1 protein-coding gene (only partly in view) is annotated in these 23,012 nt (G+C 61.0%); it reads right to left on the bottom strand.

The annotated features are described in order from the left end of the window. Positions 1-23,012: the 5' portion of a VCBS domain-containing protein gene (locus tag KQ940_RS00055; protein ID WP_217410607.1), read on the bottom strand. It extends 4,708 nt beyond the left edge of the window; 23,012 of the gene's 27,720 nt are visible here — the first part of the coding sequence; its start codon is at positions 23,010-23,012; its stop codon lies off the left edge, out of view.

Below are 23,012 nucleotides of genomic sequence, written 5' to 3'. Positions count from 1 at the left end.
CGGCTTTCACCCGTGGCCGCCACGTCGGCACTCAGGGTGATGGTGTCGGCGCCTAAGCCGCCTACAACCACTTTGTCGCCATCCGCATAGGTGATATCGCCGCCACCAATCTGGATCGTGTCGTTGCCGCCGATACTGGTTCCCAGGCTGGTGAACAGCTCAACCGCACCGTCGGCGCCGAACAACAACCGGGCGTGGTCACCGGCCACCAGCGTTTCGCCGCGGCCGGCGCGGATATCGTCACTGCCGCTGCCACCTACGATGACCGCATCGCCGGCAACGGTGGTCAGGATGTCGTCGGCGCCCAGAGTGAAGTCGTAGCTGCTGACAGACTGACGCTGGGCGCCCCCGTTTTCGGTCAGGCCACTTAAACGCTGGATCTCGCCGTTATCGCCGATCAGCGTCGCCCGCGCACGGGCACCGTTGATGTTGATCCGGTCGGCACCGATACCGCCGATCGCCAGGACCTCGCCCATATCGCCAGTGACGGATCCCGCGATACCGACACGGATCTGATCATCGCCGCCGGTAGCTGCCTGCAGATCGGTGGTCACCATACGGGTCAGGCTTTCCGCCTGATCCGCCTGCTGGTCGGTCGGCGCAAATTCGAAGCGGGTGTTGTCACCGGCCAGCGCTCTGAACGCCGTGGTATTGGCGTTGACGTTAACCAGGTCGCGTCCGAAACCACCGATCAGCAGCAGATCGCCCTCACCGATCGTCAGCGTATCGTCGCCACCGCTGTTGGTCGCCAGACTTGCCATGCTGACCAGAGCATCGGAGCTGAAGATGATCTCGGCGGAATCGCCTGCCACCAGTGCGCGATTGGCGATACCATCCTCGGCGGCACGGGCATCGCTGGAGCGGATATCGACCGTATCCGCGGCCATACCGCCAATCACCATATGGTTACCGGAGCCAAGCAGGATGGTGTCGATACCGCCTGAGCCGGTGACGGTGGAGCGTACGGCACTGAGCAGATAGCTCTGCGGCAGACGCAGATATTCGCCGTTGTCGCCCAGCACGATGCTTTCGCTCAATGAGCCGGGCGCCACTTCGACGCTGTCCGACCCCATGCCCGCCAGTACCAGGTTGAAACCGAGCGTGGCGGTAGTGTTATCCGCACCGATAACGATCACATCGTCACCACCGGTAGCAGCTATCTGGTCCAGCGTACGCACCGTTGTCAGGCCGCCGCGGTTATCGAACAGGAACTCGCCGTTGTCGCCCAGGATGAAGCGACCGGTCCGGCCTCTGTTCTCGATCTGTGCGGAACTGGTGCTCGGTGAGGGCAACACCGCCGCGATACCGACGACACCGGCCAGATAGCTGGTACCGCCGACAAATTCACCGCCACTGCTCCAACCCTCACCGCTGGCATCAGCCGTGGTGGTGGCCGCGATGTCGATGGTATCGGCACCGATACCGCCAGATACCAGTTTGTAACCTTCACGCAGGCTGATGGTGTCTGCGCCACCCAGTACGGTGCTGGTGCTGGTCACAGAACGCAGCACACCGTTCTCGGCAACCGCATCGAACTGGAAGCTGGCACTGTCGCCCATCACCAGATGGGTGCCGTCGAACAGGTTGATGGTATCGGCGCCGAAGCCGCCGATCGCAATCTTGTTGCCGTTGGCGGAGACGATCTGATCGTTACCGCCCTTGTCGGTTTCGGTGCTATCCACCGACAGCATCAGGTTCGGGCGGGTAGCCGTGGACGCGGTGCGCAGAATGGCACCGTTATCACCGAGGATCACATCTTCGCTGCTCGCCTCGCCCCGCACCAGACGCCCATCGGTATCGATTTGCGCGGAGATCAGAATCCGGTCGTTACCCAGACCGCCCAGTACGAAGTTGCTGCCCAGATCGCGCGCGGCGCTATCGCTGCCGCTGCCGATCCGGATCAGGTCATCGCCCGCTGTTGTCGCGCCGGTATCGGTAGAGCTGAAGCTCAGCATCAGGCCGAAGCTGTCGAACAGGATATCGGCGTGATCGCCGGCGATCAGACGCTTCGAGTTGCCGGTGGTATCGCCGACGGTTATGGCCAGGGTGATGGTGTCGGCACCGCGACCACCGATCACGATCGCGTCACCGCTGCCCAGGGTAATAATATCGTTACCGCCGGTGCTGACCGTAGTCTGGGAGGTCAGGCTGCTGATGCGGTGATCGTCCGGCTCTGCCAGCGAGAACTGGATACGACCGTGATCGCCGATCACGATATTGCGCTCGCCGTCCGGATCGGTTGCGGTAATGCTGTCACCACCGGCACCGCCCAGTACGATGTTGCTGCCACTGCCCAGCGTGACGCTATCGCCTGCACCGTAACCGCTGGTCAGGGTACGTACATCCAGCACCCGACGGTTGATCGGATCCAGCGCCAGGTAACCTTCGTCGGCGAGAACCAGGTTGTCGCCATCGCCCAGTTTGATCTCATCCGCGCCGTTACCGCCAATCACCACCAGGTCGCCGTTCAGGCCCTCGATGTAATCCGCATCGCCAAAGCCGGCATCGGTGGTCTCATCCACCTCGGCACTGACCAGTGCGCCGGTCGAGTCGAAGCTCATCCGCACCAAGTCACCCGCCAGGGTGTCATTACCGGCACCGGAGTAGAGTCGATCCTGACCCAGCGAGCCCAGAAGCACATCATCGCCAAGGCCACCGATCAGCACCTCACCGTTACCGTTGAACGAGGTGCTGTGGATGGTGGAATCGAACCAGGTCCACTCGCGTGATGGCAACTGGGTCCAGGCAGGACGTGCCGCCAGCGCGGTGGTTTTGGATTCGATGGTCTTGCTGGTGTCCTCCACGATCAGGGTATCGGCGACCAGCAGGTCGCCGCCGCTGACACTGATCAGAGTGTCGTTGCCCTGCATACCGAAGATCTGGTTCTGGCGCTTGTCGCCCACCAGCACGTCGTTGCCCTTACCACCGATGATGTTGTGGAAACCACGAATGGTGACGTTGGTGGCACTGGTGTTGATGCGGCTTGCGGAGGCCACGGTGGTAGCCCCGGCAACGGTGGTGAACCCGGTCGGCAGGGTGTAGGCGCTGCCGCTGGTGTTGATGCTGACCGCCGTTGTGTAATCGGAGAAGTCGATGGTGTTGCGAACGCCTTCACGCTCGTAGGTGGTGTTCAGGCCGACGCCGCTGGCGGCACCGCCGTAGAGGCTGCCGCTGATCGCGGCCTTGTCCTCGAACGCGAAGATATCGCTCTGCACACCGCCGATCAGGTTTTCAAAGCCGACAAAGCGCAGCACACGATCGCCATAGGAGGATACCGGCGCATCTTCACTGTTCACCGCACCGCTGGAGATGCCGGCGATCACACCGTCGTTCAGCCCGGAACTGTCGGAGTCGCTCAAACGGCTCTGGGCATTGCTGTTCAGGCTCGCCTCGATCAGCGCCATATCCGCCGACACATCGGCTACCTGGATATGCAGTCGGGTCGATTCGTAGGACATATCGACGATATCGCTACCGCTACCGCCGGCGATCAGGCCGATCTCGGTCTTGCTGTCCCAGGAAACCTTGCTGCTGCCCTGGGTGACCTTACCGTTGTAGGTATCCAGCACCAGACCGCCGGTCTGGTCGGAGAAGTCGAGCACGTTGGCGCTACCGCGCACATCCTTATCGTTGATGGTCGCCACGCCCCAGTTACCGATAAAGCGGTAGCTGTCGGCGCCGTCGCTGCCCTCCATCGCCGTGGTACCGGCACGCGCCATCAGCAGATCATCGCCTGCACCGCCCTTGAGGCTGGAGCTTCCGCTGCCGCCGATCAACACGTCGTCGGTTGCCGAACCGGTCAGGGTATCAGTGCCGTCACCGGCCAGCAGTACCACATCGATATCGCTCAGACCGGAGGCATCGACACTGTCGTCGCCACGACCGGTAAAGCCGACGATGCGTTTCACGCCTGTGTACACCAGGGTGTACTCGGAGCCGTTCAGCGTTGCAGTGATCTCCACCTCGCCGTTGCCGATCTGGCGCAGCACGAACTTCTCGTCGCCGTCATCGGTGTTACGGAACTGACGATCGACGGCGCCCTTGCCCTCCATCATCGCAGCGATATTGAAGTCCACTGCGCTGTCGGACGGCAGCAGGGAGTTGGTACCCATATGCAGCACGAAGGTGCCGTCGCCGTTATCATCGGATGCCAGGATCGGCATACAGGGCTTGGGCTTCCAGACGATCTCGAATAGATCGATATTGATCAGCGTTTTGCTGTAAACGTTCTTCCAACCGAACAGGACACTGTTAGCATCGACGTAAACACGGGCATAGGCACTGGCGCGAAGATTGGCCTCAACCAGGTTAAGCGGGTTGAACGGTTCACACAGCAGCTGGTTGTAGATCTCCAGCGCGCGGAACTTGCCGTCGCGGGCGCCGGGGCCGTTTTCATCCCAGAAGTCCAGCTCGCCGTTCAGTTTGATACCACCTGCCGCACCGGCGCGCAGCACGAATACGTTCAGCTCGGCATACACCTCAAGGAACGCGTTCAGCACGATCTCCGGCTGGTCGACCCCGTTGACGAAGTTATCGCTGACATAGAAACCTTCGAGAATATGGAGCGGGTTCTCGCTGTCGATAAACTTCATGATGCCGTAGGTATCGAAGCCGAACGTCAACGCCACATCGATCGCGACACCACCGCGAATACCGGCTTTAACACCTGGATAAACGTATGAACCCACATCGATCTGCACGTCGACACTCAGTCCCGGCGGCGAGAAGGTGACCAGATCCACCGGCTTACCCATTATCAGATCGAGCACCAGCGACAGGTCGGTCAGGATCGGAATCTTGAAGGCGTTGTTTGGGTTCTTCAGCTTCTCCAGGAAGCTCTGCGTACCTGCGGTCGAGCCCGAGGTGTTGGAGCTCATCGCCTGGTCGGTGGTGTTGACGCTGCCGCTCAGGGAGGAGCTCTTGCGCGAACTGCTGTCCTGCAGGTTACCGCCGAAGCTGAACACGCGACCGATCGGAATGATCAGGCCGTCCGCATCGGTCGGGATCGCGTTGAACAGGTCCAGCATGTAGACAAACGCCTTGATGAACTTGACGTTCACCTTGCCCTTGCCCAAGTCCTCGGCCAGATCCAGCACCGAGTAGTTACGCCCCGCCAGCTCGGAGAGGCCCGGGATCGGCATCATCAAGCCATCGATCACCGGCTGCAGCGGCTGGGTTACCTGCTGTATCTCAGCGATGATCGGGCCGAGGAAGTCGGACAACAGGCTGCCGACGTCGATCGCCAGATCGGTGATCCACACCTGCGGCTGGGTCGAGAACATGTTGCTGTAGCCAACCGGGATCGACTGAGTATTCAGTGCCCAGGTCATATGGAAGTCGCCGATGATACGCGGCAGCGGCGTATCGGCGATCGACAGCTCCATATGGAAGTTGGCCTGAGCCGCCCCGGTGAACTGCTGGCGGAAGTTGTCGGTGAACTTGCCGGTGGTCATCTCGGCATAGGTGAGGCGGCCATCGGAGTTGCGATCGGTCATGTTGATCGCGAACTCGCCATGGAAGAAGGTGCGCGCACCCACATCGGTACCGAACGGCGAGTAGTTGCTGACATCGTTGCCAGACTGGTCGACGAGCAGATCATCGGCCAGATAGTCGGTCAGCGTACCGGCAACAAAGAAGATATTGGCCGACAGCGATGCTGGATTACCCGCCAGGTAGGCATCGAACACGATACGCAGCTCGTTGACCGCCGGGTTCGTGCTGGGCAGATCCCAGGGGTTGTCGATCAGCGGGTTGAGGCTCGGGTCCTGAATCGCCACGAAGCTGCCGCTGACCGTGACATCCTGTCCAAGCAGCGAGCTGCCGCCGAAGGTGATCTTCCAGGCATCACCTTGCTCAACCACGGTGATGCCGGTGTAGGTTGTGGACAACTGCTTATTCAGCAACGTCTGCAGCTGGGATGCAGTGGTGCTGTTGCTGACGTTGGTGACACTCCAGCTGCTGCCGCTGGTGGCGAAGCTCAGATCGAAGGTACCTTCGGAGGAGACCGGGCGAGTAACAAAGACCTGGGAAGCCACGGTGTTCGGGTCGGTCGGCGTGCTCAGCGTCGACACCGCCAGCCCGAGGGTGTTGCTCAGGGTGACGGTCTTGCCCGCCAGCGAGGTACCACCGAAATCGATGATCCAGTTGCCGCCGCTCTCGGTTACCTTGATCCCGGTGTAGCTGGCCCCGACCTGGGCATTGAGCTGCTGCTGCAACTGCGTCGCGGTCAGCGTACTGCTGTCGAGCGTGGACAACGTCCAGCTACTGCTGCCATCACCAAAGGTGATGTCGAAGGTACCCGCTGTTGTTGCCGGCTTCGCCAGGCTGATACGGGTGGTTTCCTTCAGTGCATCAGAGGGCAGCGTACCGCTCTGCACGGTGAGGTCGTAGACGCTCTGGGTCAGCGCGGCATCGTTGAGACCGGCGTTACCCGCCATCTCGGATACCAGGTAGAGCCCCTCCTGGACGTTCACACCGAAGCCGAAGAAGAAATCCCAGCCCAGATCCAGGCCGATACCGCCATCCACATCCAGGTTGAGGCCCGGCAAACCGATGTCGAAGGAGAGATCGACCTCACGGGAGAGCAGGCTCTGGCCCAGATTCATACGGAACTGCAGCGCACCGGCTTCAGCCAGCGGGTCATAACCATCGACGGCGACAATATCACCGCCGACATAATCACCGCGCTGATCTGAGGTACGTCCGGCCAGGGTGTAACCCAAGCGGGTACCCGCTGCCACACCGACCGGCGACAGGGAACCGAATGCCAGGTATTCAACGACAATATCGTCGGCGGTGACCACGCCGTCGCCGTTGTAGTCCTTCAGGTAGTTCAGGAACGGATTGTCGCCGCCACGATCCGCGATCGCGACATCGTCGATCTCCGCCTCGATCCACTGATCCATACTCAGCGGATTGATGATGCCATCGTTGTTGCTGTCATTGGTGAACACATCGAACAGCGTCATGCGCAGCGCGTTTTCCATGCCGCCGTATTCATCCAGAGCACTGTCGATGAAGTTCTGAATCTCGGCGATCACGCTACCGCGGATATCCGCGATGAACTGCGCGCCTGCCGCCAGCTGATCCCCGATCAACGGCAACGGCAGGGATGCGATCGCATCCAGCGACTGCTGGATGCCCTTGAGCGCATAGTCGATGCCATCGATGATCACGGACGGATCGCGAATCAGACGGATCAGCGGGTTGTTCAACTTGAACAGGTCGAACATGCCGCCAAGATCAGGCAGTCGATAGTTCAGCGTATAGGCACTGTCGTACACGCCCGCTTCGGTGATCAGGCTGGAACTGACGGCATCGCCTGCGATCATGCCGTTCATCAGGTCGCTGAGGCTGTTGACCTGAATCTCGATATCGCCGATGTAGATCGGGTTTCGCAGGCTGGAATCGATGATGCCGAGTTCACGTCCGAGCGAGAAGATATCGTTCGGCAGGGTCACATAACCCGGCAGCAGCACGTTGGCCGTGCCCTCGAAGTCGACCGTGACATCGCGGAACAGCGCGCCGAACGGCGATGCGGTCAAGTTGGTGCCATCAACGCTGACGGTAACGCCCTTGCCGGTGAGCAGATTCCCGTCAAAGCTGATCAGGAAGCCGCCGTTATCATTGTCGTCGACAACCAGAATCTCGCTGTAACCGCCGCCCATCGCCGTGTTCAGCGCGCTCTGCAGTTCGGCAGCGGTGATATCCCAGGCCAGGTTGGTCAGGCTCTTGGTCGCGGTACCAGTGCCTGAGCTGTAGCTGAAGCTCAGGTTGAAACTGCCGCCTGTCGCCGCCACCAGCATCACCCGGGTCTGGTTCACCACACCGGTGGTGTTGCTGACCACCACCGGTACGGCGGTGACTGCGCCTTCATGGGTGAGGGCACCGCTGTCCGCTTCGAGCAGCGTAATACCCCGGCCCGCCAGGGCGCCGGTGAACTCGATATCCCAGCCATCCTGAGGCTTGGCGCTGTTGTGCAGGCTAACACTGACATCGGCACCGCTGATCGCGTTGGCCCCGCTGGTCAGCGCCGTGCGCAGTGCAGACGCAACCGTCGCCGCACTGGCGTTCCAAGCCAGGCTGGACGTTGTATAGGTGTGACCGTCGATATTGGCGGTCAGGGTGAAGGTGCCACCCGAACCCGACGGGATGCTGACCCACTGGATCTCGTTCAGCTCGCCCAGCGGGCCGCCATCGGCATCCCCGCGCAGCTGCTGGGCATCCAGGGTCAGGGTTTTGCCGTCGAAACCGGCACCACTGACCACAATCTTCCAGCCCTGGGAAGGATCGTCAGCATTGATCTGCTCGACGCTGACCGCACCTTTCAGTGCGGTGGTGCCATGCAGTAGCGCCTCCTCGACATAGGATTGAACGATATCGGCTTCATAGCCACGCACCAGCGACTGGGTGTAGTAGTCGACCCCGGCCACGGTGAAGTGCAGACGGAAGGCGTCGTCGTTATTCGCAGTCAGCGTCCAGGCGTCGGCGGTGGTGCCGGCCCCGGTAATGTTGATGCCCGCGGGGGTGGTGGTCTCGTCCCAGATCAGCGCAACGCTCTCGCCATCCTGCAGGGTCAGTACGGAGATCGCAGAGCCCAGGTAGTGGCGGCCATCGCCCTGCCCTGCGGCACCGTTCGGGTCATCGCCCAGGTAGAGTCCGGCCTGGGCAACGATATCCGCAGTACCGTTCTTCACGTCGAGCGAGAACAGACCCAGTGAGGCGTTGAATGTCAGTGCAGTACCGTTCACGTCCATACCCAGGCGTGCGAAGGTACCGGTGTCGTCATCCAGGTTATCGGTGGTGCCGCCATCGGAGTAGTCGTAGACGAACATGGCGCCGGAGGCCAGATCCAGGCCCAGTGCGATATTGATCATCGCACTGGATTGCAGCGTCACCATGGCGCTACCGCCCACATCGACGATGCTGCCAACAGAGCCCATCAGATCCTGCAGCGCGGTGCCGCCGATCATCTCGCCCAGGGTCGCCAGATCCAGGGCGATCGGGTAACTCTTGTCGAGCAGGTTAATCTCGTAGGGGATATTCAACATCACCGCATTGGACGCGGCGTCGTAGTCCAGGCTGACACCGAAGATATCCGGGCGCGCAGGATCGTAGATCGGCAGGCCGAAGCTGTCTGCCAGCACCTCCTGCAGCTGACCCACACCGGTGGCCGGGTTGTTACCCACCTCTTCCACCGCCTGCGCCAGCTCGACCGCGATATCAAACATGTCGTTGACGCTCAGATCGATGACCGGGATATCCTGGTCGAGGAAGCTGAAGGTCTCGAACTGGCTCAGCAGATTGGAGGCCATACGCAGACCTTCGATGATCTGCACCCAGGAGAGATCACCGAAACCGGTCAGCGCATCCGCGCCGATAACACGGATATCCACCGCATCGGACAGACTGGTGATGCCGTTCCAGACATCGACGATTGGCACACTGATCTCGATTCGCGGATCCACATCCGGCGGCAGCAGACTAAGGCCACCGGCATCCAGACTGATACCGTCGATCACCAGGTTGGCCATCGGCTGGCTACCAATGGTGTAGTCGCTGTCGCTGAAGGTGATCGGGCTCATATACTCGCCGACCAGGCGACGCCCCTCGACGCGCACGCTGGCAATACTTGGCGCGATGAACTGCAGCGCACCGGCGACGATGGTCTGGGTGGTTTTGGTGGTGACGTCGTAGAGCAGCAGGTCATCGACATCGACCCAGGTATGCCCCTTCAGGCTCGCCAGCTGGGCGCTGGTCAACTTGCCCGGATGCTCGCCATTCCAGGCATCGATCGCCGTGTCGACAGCGGTATTCAGGTCAGTGGCAAGATCGGCCAGACCGGTATTGGTGAGCGTGGACGCTGCCAGCAACTTCACTTTCAGTTCGATCGGCTGACCGCCGTTCAGAGTATCGCCTTCGAGGGTGATGGTCAGGCCGACATCCTCGGAGATGACGCCCGGCTGATCGCCACGCGGCGCCGCGATCAGGGTTTCGCTTCCGCCCGCGCCAAGCACGACGGCACCGCGCATACCAAGCAGGTTGTCTTTCAGCGTTGCCGCGTCGATCAGCTCATCCAGGTAGACGCGACCGCCCGGATTACCCTCGGGTCCATCCAGTAGGCGAACATTCACACCGGCATCGATCTGCGCCAGCATGTTGTCCATCGACAGGTCGACAAAGCCGATAGAGGCACTGCCCTCAAACTGCTCGACACCCGCGATGAGGCGAGCGCCGATCAGCGTATTTTCCAGATACACCGAAACCCCGCCGGCCTTGTTCAACGCATCGCTGACAAAGCCGAAGTCACGAACAAACGGGTCATGATCCATCGCCGCAAAATCCAGCGACGCTATATGCTGGCCCAGAGTGCTGAGGATCAGCGCCGGAGAACCATCAGCCACCGTGCCCAGCTCGAAAACGAGCGCTTGGCCGAGGTTACTCACCTTACCCTGCAGCGGCCCCAGATCGGAACCGGTAATACCCGCCAGGGCCGCGTTCAACGCGCTCACCAGCGACTGCGGCGTGTAGGTACCGGCAGCGAGGCCGACGGTGATGCGGTTATCCGCCGTAGCCGCCGTATTGCCACCGGAGACCAGGTCGTCGGCACCGTCGATGATCAGGTCGAAGGCGCTGCCGTTGCTGAGCGTCAGCGAGCCCGGCAAGCCGATGGAGCTCATCGTGATCTCGGTGGTCAGCGACGAGATGCCGAAGGTAGTGGCGAACGCACCACTGGCGGAAATCGACGCCTCGGTGATGGTTTTGCCATACAGGGTGAATCCAAGCTGCTGCAGGCCGTTGTCGTCCTGTGCAAGCGCTACGTCGACCGCCTGACCAAGATTCTGATACCCGAGCGTTTTCAGTGCCGAGTTGTTGTGTACCGCCACCCCGGTGAGCGCCGTGCGGATATCCGCCAGCAGATCGTTCAGATTGGTGTTATTGTCTTGCGACGCGGCACTGATGGTGACGACATAGCTGTCACCATCGAAGCTGACGGTGAAGCTGGTATCGACAGTCGGGTTGTAATCCGGGTTGGGTTCCATGATCGGGTTGTTATTGGCGTCAACCTGACCTGAATCGATCTCAGTGTTCGGATCGTAGGGTTTGGTCGGATCCTGCAGGAACTGGCTGAAGCTGGTATCGACGCCACCGGCCTTGGTGCCCAGCACTTCGCCGGACATGAGTACGCCGCCGTTCACCTGGAAGTTTTCCGGGCGATTGAAATCCAGGCCGATGGTGGTAGTCAGATCGACACCGCCGTTGATCGCCAGCAGACCAGACAGTTCCAGCGATGCCAGCGGATCGAGGTCACTGATATCCAGGCCGATCGGCAGCTCCAGTGCCGGCAACGAGGGCGACAGGCTGATATCGAACATGAAGTCCATCGCCACCGGATCGAAACGCGCGGCAATATTGAAGGTCTCGCCACTGGGCAGCAGCGCGTTGATCGCATCCGTCAATACCAAGGCAAAATCTTCCAGAGTATTAAACTTCGGACCGATCTCAGTCTCCGCCTCGCGACCGCCGATGCCGAAACCGAGCGCATCGCTGCCGTTGCCGTAGCTGGTGGTGGTATCCACCGCCAGCAAACGGTGGAACACCAGCAGCGTCGGCAGGTTTTGTTCACCCAGAGCGCCACTGTACTGGATGTCGTAGCTGAACGCGTTCGCGATATCGCCCGGCACTGCAACCACGTCGACCTCGGCACCCGCGATCGCACGGTCGCCGCTCAGGAACGCCAGCTTCAGCGCATGCTCCAGCTCCAGCGCCCGTTTCTCATGCAGGGAGAGGCCTGTGATATCGATTGAGAGCCCGGTCAGCCAGCTGTCCAGCGCAGCCTCATCCGGCAACACCTCCAGCGGCTCCTGCAGATTGTAGTAACTGCCATCCAGCTGCATTACCAGGGAGTAGAGACCACCGCTGACGTTGTTGAACGTCAGGCGCTGAACCTCGTCACGCGCAACCTGATCGGTGGTGGCCGCACGCCCCTCCTGCAGGGTATAGGTAACGGCCTCGGCCCCCTCATACGCCCGCAGCCCGGAGAAGTCGGCGGTCAGCAGCGGCACATCCTTCTGCGCCAAGGCACCGGTGAAGGTAACCTCGAACACATTGCTCTGCTGATCGCTTTCCAGCGCCACGCTGACGCTGCCGGCCGTATCCAACGCGGTATTGATCGCGCTCTGGATCGTCGCCGCATCGGCGCCCGACGCAATGGCGGTGGTGGTATAGCTTTCGCCGCTGTCAAACGCCAGCGTCAAGGTATAGCTGCCGGAGGCTGCATCGTTGATCGTCAGCCGCTGCACCTCGTTCAGCCCGGTAGCCGAGCTGCCGACCTGGATCCCTTCAACCAATACCCCGGTACTCGGAATGATCCCCACATAGGTGAAGTCGTCGACATTGACCGGACGGATGCTGAGCTTGCCCCAGGTCAGGCCACCGGACATCAGGCGGTTTTCGGTCGTGCCGACCTGGATCAGGCTGGCACGAATCTCCTGCCCTTCGATCTGGCTGGTGGTGATCTGAGTGACGCCGCCAGTGGTGACGGCGAGCGTCACATTCAGATCCAGCGCGCGCAGGGTTTTGCCCGCCAGAGCACCGGTAAACAGCACATCCCACTGCTGATCGGCACCATCGGCAGTCTCTGCCGCAACTACGCTGACATTACCCGCGCCGACACCGGCAAGCTGCTCCAGTGCCAGCTGCAGAGCGGTCTGCGCTTCGGCGATGGTCATATCGGCGATATCGACGCTGACGTCATAACCGGCATCGCCGGCGAAACGGATCTCAACCAACTGGGTAACGGTTTCACCGGCGCCGGCAACAACCGGCTCCAGCGTAATCGACTGCACGGGGCTCAGCATCAGCAATGACAGGTTCTGCCCTGCCAGGCGGCCAAAAAACTCGACGCTCCAGCGCTGCGGCTCCCCGGTGACCTTCACATTGCCGACACCGATCTCCGGGACCGCTTCCAGTATCGACTGAAGTTCCGCCGCCGTTGCCGTCGCGGCGAAACTGTCGGACAGGGTGCCGTCAGCGCCCAGCTGGATACGGTAATCGCCGACCGAGGCGCCCAGCAAAATATCCTGAATTTCGTTACGCAGATACGCTTCTCGGATGGTGCCCAGGGATACGTCGGGAGAGGTCGCATTGGACAGGCTGGTCACCGACAGCTCGGCCACATCCTGTCCTGCGAGGATGCCGCCGAAGCTGATCGCCCAGCTACCGCTCGCCACCTGACGTACCTCGATCTCAAGCCCGGCGATATCACCCAGACGGCTGGCACCGGAGGTTGCATCCAGCAGAGCGGCACGCAGTGCAGAGGCGCTCATATCGCTGGATAGAGTACCGGCAACACCGGTCAGCCAGGTCTTGCCGTCGTAGTTCCAGCTCAGATCGAAGGTGGCGGGGGTACCGGCTGCTGCACTGATGGTCAGTGTCTGCACTTCGCCGGAGGCATTCTGGCCCGGCGTGAGCTCGATGATCGATACGCCACGGGTTTCCCCGGCCGGCACATAGGTACCGTTTTTCAGGTTACCGTAGTAGACCGTCATATCGGGGATATCCTGATTCGCCAGGTCACCCTTGAACTCGATCAGGAACTTCGGCGCTGAACCGTAGTTGGCTTTCTTGCCGGTAGGATCCAACGGGTCCTTCTGCGGGAAGCTGACCTTGACGTTGCCGACACCGGCGATCTTCTCCAACGCCTGCTGAATCATCTTTGCCTGCAGCGATCCGGTGGGATCGGCGATATAGCGGATCGGGGCGGTGGTCTGACCCATCAGCTGCAGTTCGAAGGTACCGGACGCGTACCCGGTGATCGCCAGAACCTTGGTTTCGCTGGTACCGGCGGTGCTGATAACCGTTTCGGTAACAGACGAGGTGGCGGTGGACGGCGTGCTCATGCCGAAGCTAAAATCGTCCGCCACATAGGCACGCCCGGAAACCGCGCCGATAAACTCGACCCTATACCCCTCACCGCGGCTGCCGGTCACCTGAATATTGTCGGCAACGGTGCCGATCGCCGTTGCGAACTGCTGGGACAGGGCATCTGCGATATCCAGATCGCTCATCGCCGCTGTCACGGAGACGGTCTGTATACTGCCACCCTTGTACGACAGCTGCAGATCACCGCTGGCGGTGCCGATATCGACCTTCAGCTCGGCGTTGACCGGCTCGCCACCGGCCTGCTCTTCGCTCACGCTGGACGCTGTGCCGGTCGCGGCGGTGCTGCTGCCGCTGCTGGTGTCGGTGTTGGTGGTATCAGTTTGTGTGGTAGTGCTGACCCACCGCGGCAGGCTGTCCTGCAGCTGCAGAGCACCGTTGGTGGCGTCGGCGATACGGCCGCTGATGTAATCGGCCAACTCGTTGATATGGGTAAATCCAGCGGTGTCCGCCTGCAGCAAGGTGACGGTGTACAGGCTCGGTACCAGATCGCCCGGTCGCTGCAGCACCAGATCGAAGGCTACGTCATCGCTCAGACGCGGCGAGACGATCTCCTCGCTGGTCAGGTCGAAGCTGAGTACGCCCTGAAGCTTCTCGTTGAGTACCTGGGTCCAGCCGTAGGCGAAGTCGAAGGCATCACCTAGATCGGTCCCGGTAAACGGAATCGGGATCTGGAACACCTCTGAATCACGGAACTGATTCAGGAAGTCACCGATATTGACCAGCATCTGCACCATCATCGCCGGCGTCATATTGGACAGGCTGGCCAGGTTGGTCAGGTTTTTCTTCACGATCACTGGATCGGTGTCCGCGATCAGTGCCACATCGATCGGCAGAGCTTCACTGCCCCAGTACACCTCAATGCTGGGATTCTGACCGCCGGTCAACTTGGTGAGGTCACCACCGAACAGGTTAGCCTTGAGCGGGAAGTTGGCTTCCGCCCACACCGTGGCATCCGCTTCGATCAGATCCGACAGGCTTGAGGCCGCCGCGAAGTCCGCCAGCGACACACGTTGGCCGACCGCATCGGCCGCGGCACTGTCCTTGAGGTTGACGCTGGCATCGGCGACGAAGTGGACGCTGCCGTTATCGACCTCGGCATCCAGCACACCGAGGGAGACGCCGGCATTGAAACTGTCGGTGCCGGCCACGACCTGCGCCGAGATATCGCGGGCCTGGAAGAAGTAGCTGCTGCCGGCGGTAAGGTCTGACAGGTTGTCGAACGCCAAGCCGAATGACAGATCCAGATCAACCAGCGCATCCAGGTCCAGGGTGCCATCACCCTTGAGCGCAAAGCCCAGCTCCTCCAGACCGCCGCCCAGATTGAACGGTAACGACAGCATCTTGCCCAGATTCAGTCCAAGATCCAGCGAAAGTCCTCGGCTAGCGCCCTGCTGAGCGGTAGTTACACGCGCCTGTCCGCCGGTCAGATTGGTGCTATCGGCACGCAGCTGGGACACGTTGGTCGCGGCCCACTGCCCCGCGAACGAGATCGCCAGGATGCCGTTGCCCAGGTCGGTCACGGTGAGGTTGGTAGGATCGGCAAACAGCGGCCCCAGGGCCGCACGCAACGCTGTCTCCACCGTGGCGGCATCGGCATCGAATGCGATATTAGCGGTGGTGTAATCCACGCCGCCCTGGGTGAAGTTCAGCGTGTAGCTGCCGCCAGTGGCCGTCGCATCGACACTGAGGTGCTGGACCTCATCCACATCGTTCAGGAACAGCCCGCCACCGATGGTGAACGGCCCCACCTCGGATTCCGCATACTGGCTCGGCAGCAGCGGTTCAAGATCGGAGTAGACGCCGGTGGCGCCCAGGAAGTCGCGCAGCCAATCGATCAGGCCGCTGTAGGTGTGATCGCCGGTGCTGGCATAGTAGTCGTCAAGGACGCTGGTGCGGACCTCATTACCTGAAGCATCCAGCTCCACGCGTTGGAACGAGAGCAGATCGCCGAGCGTTCGGCCGTCATCGCTCTTGAGCATATCGCCGAGGCTGGAATCCAGGAACGGCAATGCCGAATCGAGGAAGCTGGAACCATCCAGCGCACCGCCAACCGCCGAGACCTTGGCAAACAGATCTTCAAGGTTGGTCCGAACAGTGGTGGAATCGATGCTGACATCGAAGAAGTATTCGGGCACGAAAGTGCCGTTGACGATATTGGAAGTGACGGTCAGGACCGGGTTGCCCCAGTCGCTCACGTTGAAGCCGCCCAGATCGCCACCCAGTACGAAACGCCCGGCCAGCGACATCGCCGGCGTCAGGTCGAATACACCAGCAAACCCTGCCGTACTGAGATCGCTAAGGGTGATACGCCCTTTACCATCAGCATTATCCGGGTCCTCGGCGGTGATACTGGCCGCCACTTTGACGCTGAACTCGCCATCGGTGATCCCGGCGCCGGCAAAGTCCGCGGCGCTCAGAATCGCCTGAATGTTAAACAGGTCCAGTGCCACACCGGTATCGAAGCGGTTCAGGTTGAAGAAGATATCGGAGTCGCCCGGCTCTGGCAGCGGAATATCACCGACCGGGGTAGAACCTGTGCGGGTCGCCACGGCGATACCCGCATCCAGGTCCAATGCCAGTACAAAGCGGCCCAATCCATCGGCAGACAGCGTCAGTACATCGCCCAGGGAGAAATCGAAGCCAAAGTTCAGCAGCTGATCGATATTGCTGACCAGGTTGAAGCCCAGGATGACTTCGCTACCGCTGGTGTCGAAAATAGGACTGATCGCGATACGCGGACCATCCAGCAGCTCACCGAATACGTTGTCCAGCACCGCCTGATCCATATTTAGGCCGGTAATGAATGCAGCGGTCGCGCTACCGAAACTGGTCAGCGCATCGTAGAAAGCGCCTGTCGCAGAGCCGATATAGTCGCCGATATCCAGCGCGGCCCCTAGCAGACGAGCACCATCCAGGTTGAGTTTGTAGCCACCACCGACGGTAAGGCCATCCCAGTTACCCAGGGAGAGATCCAGACCGGAGAAGTCCCAGTTCAAGCCGATATCCGGCAGGCTCATACCACTGAAGTCGGCACCGCGGAAACTGCCGAACTGGAACAGATCGGCACTCAGACCGGTCAGCGCGGACAGATCCAGACCGGAGAAGTCGACCCAGCCAAAATCCAGCGGGGTCGAGCCGTTGTTCCAGGCACTCTTGATATTGGTGAGGAAGTCACCGATGCCGCTGACACCGGTCAGATCGATACCGACAAAATCGGCCCCGCTCAGCGACCAGGTAATATTGCTGTTGAAACTGAAGTCGCCGAAGTCCACATTGCGGAAAATACCGGACAGCGTGCCGCTGGGCAGGGTCACGCCGGACCAGCTGGAACCGGTCCAGTCCACGGCACCGAAGATCGCGTCGCTGAAGTCGACGTTGCTCAGGGTCGACCAGCTCAGCGTGAGGTCACCTAGGGTGATGCCGCTGAAGTCCAGATCGCTCAGATCCCAGCCGGAGAAGTCGAAGCCGGTCAGATCGATACCGCTGCCCCAGGTGGTTGCGGAGCCGGTGGTGGCACCCGGCAAAGAGCCGGAGAGGATCCGTGACAGCAGACCGCTGATGTCGGACAGGGTGCCGGTGACGCCGGTCCAGTCTACATCCAGTGCCAGGGCACCGGACAGATTGACCCCATCCAGAACAGTGCCGTTGAACAGTACATCGCGCAGGTTGGTTCCGGACAGGTTAAAGCCGGTCAGGTCTACTCCGGAGAAGTCGATACCGGAGAGATCCCAGCCGCTCCAGTCCTTGCTCGCCCAGCCAGACAGATCCAGTCCGCTACCGAGGCGCGATACGCCCGATGCCAGCGAACCGAACAGGCTGCGCAGGTCGACACCCACCACCATGCCAGTGAGATTGGTCTGCGCATCGAAACGCAGGTCGCTACTGAACCAGCTGGACCAGTCCACATCCAGCGCCAATGCGAAGGAGAGATCCGCTCCCGACAGGTTGGAACCGATCAGGTCGGCCCAGCGCAGGTTGGCGCCGCTGAAATTCACGCCGCTGAGATTAGCGCCGCGAAGATTGATGCGTGAGAGATCGAAGCCGCTGAAATTGGTACCACTGAGGTCGACACCGGAAAGGTCGAGGCCTCGCAGGTCGATACCGCTCCAGTCGATGCCGGTCAGGTTAGCGCCGTCGAAGATCGCCTTGCGCAGCAGACTGGCACCGTCAAACAGGACACCTGCCAGATTGGCGCCGCTGAAGTCCACACCGGACAGATCCAGGCCACTAAAGTTCGCGCCAGCCAGGTTGGCACCGCTGAAGTCAAAGTTGCGCAGGGCATCGATACCCAGCTTGCTGAAGTCAAACCCGGCCAGGTCGAACCCGCTCCAATCCATCTGGCTGGTGGTAAATGAAATACTCAGATCACGCGACAGCGCCAGGTTCAGCGCCTCGACCAGCCCGGACAACGACGGGAATTCGGTGGTGTAACTGAAATCGTTCAGGTAAGCGGCAGCCGCATCCTGAAGCTTGAACACATCGACCACGGCGGCATCGCTGCTGTCGCCGTCAAAGCCCAGCAACTCGTTGACGCTCTTGTCGAGCCCGGGGATCTTACCGTTGAGTACTGCGTTGTCCAGGGCAGTGTTGCCGGTGTCATCGATACTGCCGAGCAGATCGAGAATCGAATTTTTCAGAGTCTCGGTGATGCGTACATCGAGATACATCTCCGGTGTCGCAATCTCCCACTCCCCGGATCCCGGGTTCTGCGTGATCAGCTCCGGTGCGCGGAAAATCAGCGTGGGCAGGCCGAAATCGTTGAGGCTGAAACCGGCGCCTGCCGCATCCAACAGCAGGCTGCCGCGCAGGTTGGATGTAGTGGTCAGCTCCGCCAGTCCGGCAAGACCGCCGGCAGTTGTAATCTCGCCCGCTGTCAGGCGGTTCAGGCCATCGGCATTATCCGGGTCGGTCAACGTCACCTGCGCGGCAGCGCGCAGGTCGATCACCCCTTCATGCACATGGGCTTCGGCAATACCAGCCAGTGAGAGGCTGGCGTCGAGCCCGGTCAGCGCCAAACGGGCACCGGCGTCCAGGCGGTTCAGACGTAACCAGGACTCGGTGTCGAAACTGCCGCCATTGGCGATCATATCGACACCCAGATCCGTATTCAGCACGGCAACCAGACGCGCCACCGCCGTCGCGGCAAACTCGAACTCCGGTGCCAGGTTGCCGGCCTCGACCGGCAGATCGGTATTGTTGAGCGTGAAATCCTGAGCCACCTGTTTGTCGATATTGACCTGCAGGTTAAACAGCAGCCCCATGCCATCGGCGGAGAAGCTGAGTCCGCCCTGGAAGACGAACAGCGGTCCGGAGGCCCCTTCGGTAAACACCTCATCCAGCGCGAACGGCGCCATCGCCGCTTCGTAGGCAGCCCGGGAGGACTGATTCATCGCGGTAAGGCTGTCGTACAGAGCGCCACTGAGTGCCGCAGTGACCGCATCCAGAATAGCCGCGGCATCGGCACCCGCGGCGGTAATGTCGTTGATAATCGCCGCACGCAGGTCTGCACCCACCAACGAGGCGCCGGTCAGTACCGCACCGGTCAGATCGGCACCAGCCAGGTTCAGTCCATCCAGTACCGTACCGGTGAGATCGACACCGGCAAGGGAAGCGCGGGCAAAAATGCCCTTGAGCGCTGCGGGCAGGTCGGTAATGCCAGCCAACGAAGCCCCGGTAAAGTCGGTGGTTTCACTGAGGATCGCACCTGACAGAGAAGCACCGCTCAGGTTACTGCCGGCAAGCGAAGCGGCACTGAGGTCGATACCGGTAAAATCGAGACCGCTCAGGTCTGCACCGGAGAGGTCATAGCCTGCCAGGCTCGTGCCCTGAACCAGCAGTCGAAGTGCCGTGCTCAGATCGTTGGAGCTCAGATCCGAGGTATCCACAGTCTCGGCAAACGCCAGCGCGTCCGCCGCCACGCCAAGCGCCGCATCGAACCGGGCACCGTAAATAAACGCCTTGGACAGCACCGCATTGGCCAGATCGGCGCCCTGCAGGTCACTGCCCTGCAGATTGGCACCACTGAGATCGGTTGCCGTCAGGATGGCACTGGTCAGGTCCAGACCCGACAGATCGAAACCGGAGAGGTCGAAACCGCTCAGGTCGGCAGCACCATCGGCAAGATTAACCAGATCAGCAAAGTCAGACGCGGATTCCAACTCATCGATGGTTGCAGAGAGGATCGCGTTCTGCACCCGTGTGCTACCGGTCACCAGAGAGCGTGCGAAGTTCGCGGCGACCAGCGACGCAGCGGTCAAGTCGGCACCGCTCAGGTCTGCCGCACTGAAAATTGCGCCTCTCAGGTCCAGCCCGGAGAGCACCGCCTCGATCAGGCTCGCGGCGCTGAAGTTGGCGCCTCGCGCAGTCGCCTTGCCCGTTGCATCGCTGAAAACGGCACCGCTGAGATTGGCGCCCGCGAAGTTGGCACCGCTCAGGTCTGCACCGACGAAATTGGCGCCTCGCAGATCGGCACCGCTGAAGTCGAAACCGCTCAGATCCAGGCCACTGAAGTCGGTGTAGGCCAGCATCGCCCCACTCCAGTCAGCCTGGGCGGGATCGAACGGCATCGCCGCCGCAGAGAGCAGATACTGGTTCAGCGCATCCACCAGACCACCCACCGTTGCGGTGTCGCTACCGCTGCCCAGCGTGGTGGTGTCGAAGTAGGCCTGCGCCGCGATCGTCAGATCGAAGATACGGCTCAGGGTGTTCTCGCTGCCGGCATCGACCGAGAACAGATCGACCAGTGAGGCACCAAGGCCCGGCAGCACCGTAGTGAAGAAGTCGTTGTTGAGGACAAAGTCGCCGCTGTCCTTCAGACGGTTCAGCGCCGAGACAATGTCATCGGCCAGCGTCTGGCTAAGCTCGATATCAAAGCTGATGTCGGGCACGTTAACCAGCAGGATATCCTGCTGGTATGTGAACAGCTGATCGCTCTCCAGCACCAGACGCGGGGTACCCAAAGAGGCGAGATCGTAGCTGCCCAGCGTCGCGCTCAGCGGCAGCTCCACATTGAGCGAACCACTGCTCCAGCTGTCCAGCGTCAGAGCAGAGCCGACAGACGCCCGCTGTTCGCTGTCCAGCGAGGCTTGATCGATAACGAAGCCGGCCTCGGCTTCCAACAGCAGACTACCCTCGGTCACGCCAATGCTGGCAGCGGAACCGAACACTGCATCGCTAAGCCCCACGCTCAGATCCAGGCTGTCGGCACTGGCCGTCACTCCCAGGGTAAATGGCTGCATCCGGATAAAGCCGCTGTCGGCGGCATCGGCCGGGTCCAGCGTGGTAAAATCATCCAGTGTGATGCCGAGCGACAGCGCCCCCTCGAGACGCGCCTCCACATCAACCGCTGAAAACGCCGTCAACTCGAGACCTGCGTCAGCCAGGTCATTGGTCAGGCTTTCATCCAGCGCCGGCGTTGCCGTCAGCGTCTTGGTCGCATCGAAGGAGAGATCCAGTCGCAACTCAGACCAGTCATGAACACCCGCCTCGACAGTGAACAGATTGCCAGAGACCAGACCGTTCAACTCAACGGCAACAGCATCTGCCAGAGCACCCAGATCGGTCAGGCCTGACAGTGTATCGTTGCCGATGGTCAGCAGATCGTTCAGGAAGGTGATCGCCGCCCCCTCCGCCGTGCTAAGCGGAGTTTCGCTGAAGCCCTTGGCCAGCAGGTCACTGACCGAGAGTCCCAGCAGCGGCAGTTGAGCCGAGAGTACAGAGTCGTTCAGCAGTTCACCGACGACATCGCTCCAACTGCCAAAACCCTGCGTCAGCTCCGCCACCATGCTGTTACCCAACGAGATATGGCCGGTCAGCGATTCGATATCGGACAGCGTGTAGCTGCCCTGATTGCTGACAGTGGTACTGCGGTCCCCATTACGGACAAGGGTCACAGGCGCGATGCCATTGAGGAACACCGCCTTGTCCGCCCCGCCTGAATCGGTTACCGACTGCAGGCTTGCGCCATCCGCCAAGCGGTACTCGTCATTGCCCAAGCCGCCGATCAGGGTGTAGGTGCTACCGGTAGCATCAAGGGTGAAGCTGTCGGTCTCGGCGCCATCGGCGTAACTGACGGTGACGCTGTCACCATCGATGGTAAACACCAGATCACGGGTTACCGCAGAGAAATCGAGGGTATCGTTGCCACCGGCGCTGCCAGCGGTATCCACGCCCCAGTCATCGCTGAATACGAAGCGGTCATCATCGGCGGTGCCGGTGAAATCCTGGTTTGTCGCATCGGAGGTAAAGTCGGCCAACAGCCCCTGCCACGAGCCACCGTCCAGCAGCATAGCGGCATCGATAAACCCGGCCTGCACTTCCAGGTCCCAGTCACCGCCCAGTGCGGCTGCACCGGTCACATCCTCGGATGCGGCCACATCGGCACCGGTCAGGTCAGCCAGCGCCTGCACCAGCGCTTCGCCTTCGGCTGCCACCGAGCAGCCGTAGACCAGAATATCCCCCTGCTCCGACAGGGCAGCGCCCCAGGAGGTCAATTCGTCTCGGTACTGATCAAGAGATGCGAGATCAAGCACGCTGTCACCGAGCGTAATCTTCCCCTCAGTGCCGTGAGATATCAGGTGTAGCGCATCCAGTTCGTCATAACGGCTCAGCCACTGGGCGATCTGTTCAACGCCATCGCCCACGGCGTCGAGATAGACCACTTCATACCGGCCGGCGTCTAAAGCCGAGTTGGACAGCGCCCGCTGGATCAACGCCTCGGAATCCTCGACCCGGGGATCGACGAAGATGACCTGGTCGATCTGTTTTTCGGACGCAACAGCCTCTCCCTCGACAGGGCTCTGCACGGCCACTTCAGTCTGCAAGCTCTTTTCAGCCTGAAGACTGAGATCGATCAGCGACTCCTGGGGCTGCTGTTCCGGCTCAGGCGGCACCATCAACAGATCGCCAGAGAGCAGGTAGCGCGGCTCCATCGGCTCAATGACACTGGCCGGAGTGCGTTGCGTCACTACAACCTGTGTTTCCAAGGACTTGCGCATCATGCCCTGCCACTGTTTCAGCGCCAGTGCTCGCAAACGTCCTTTTCTAAAGCCCTTAGGTGCACTACCCAT

Source organism: Marinobacterium ramblicola, assembly GCF_019084545.1.
GTDB lineage: Bacteria > Pseudomonadota > Gammaproteobacteria > Pseudomonadales > Balneatricaceae > Marinobacterium_D > Marinobacterium_D ramblicola.
Note: the sequence above shows the minus strand (reverse complement) of the source record. Positions and strands in the feature narration are given on the sequence as shown.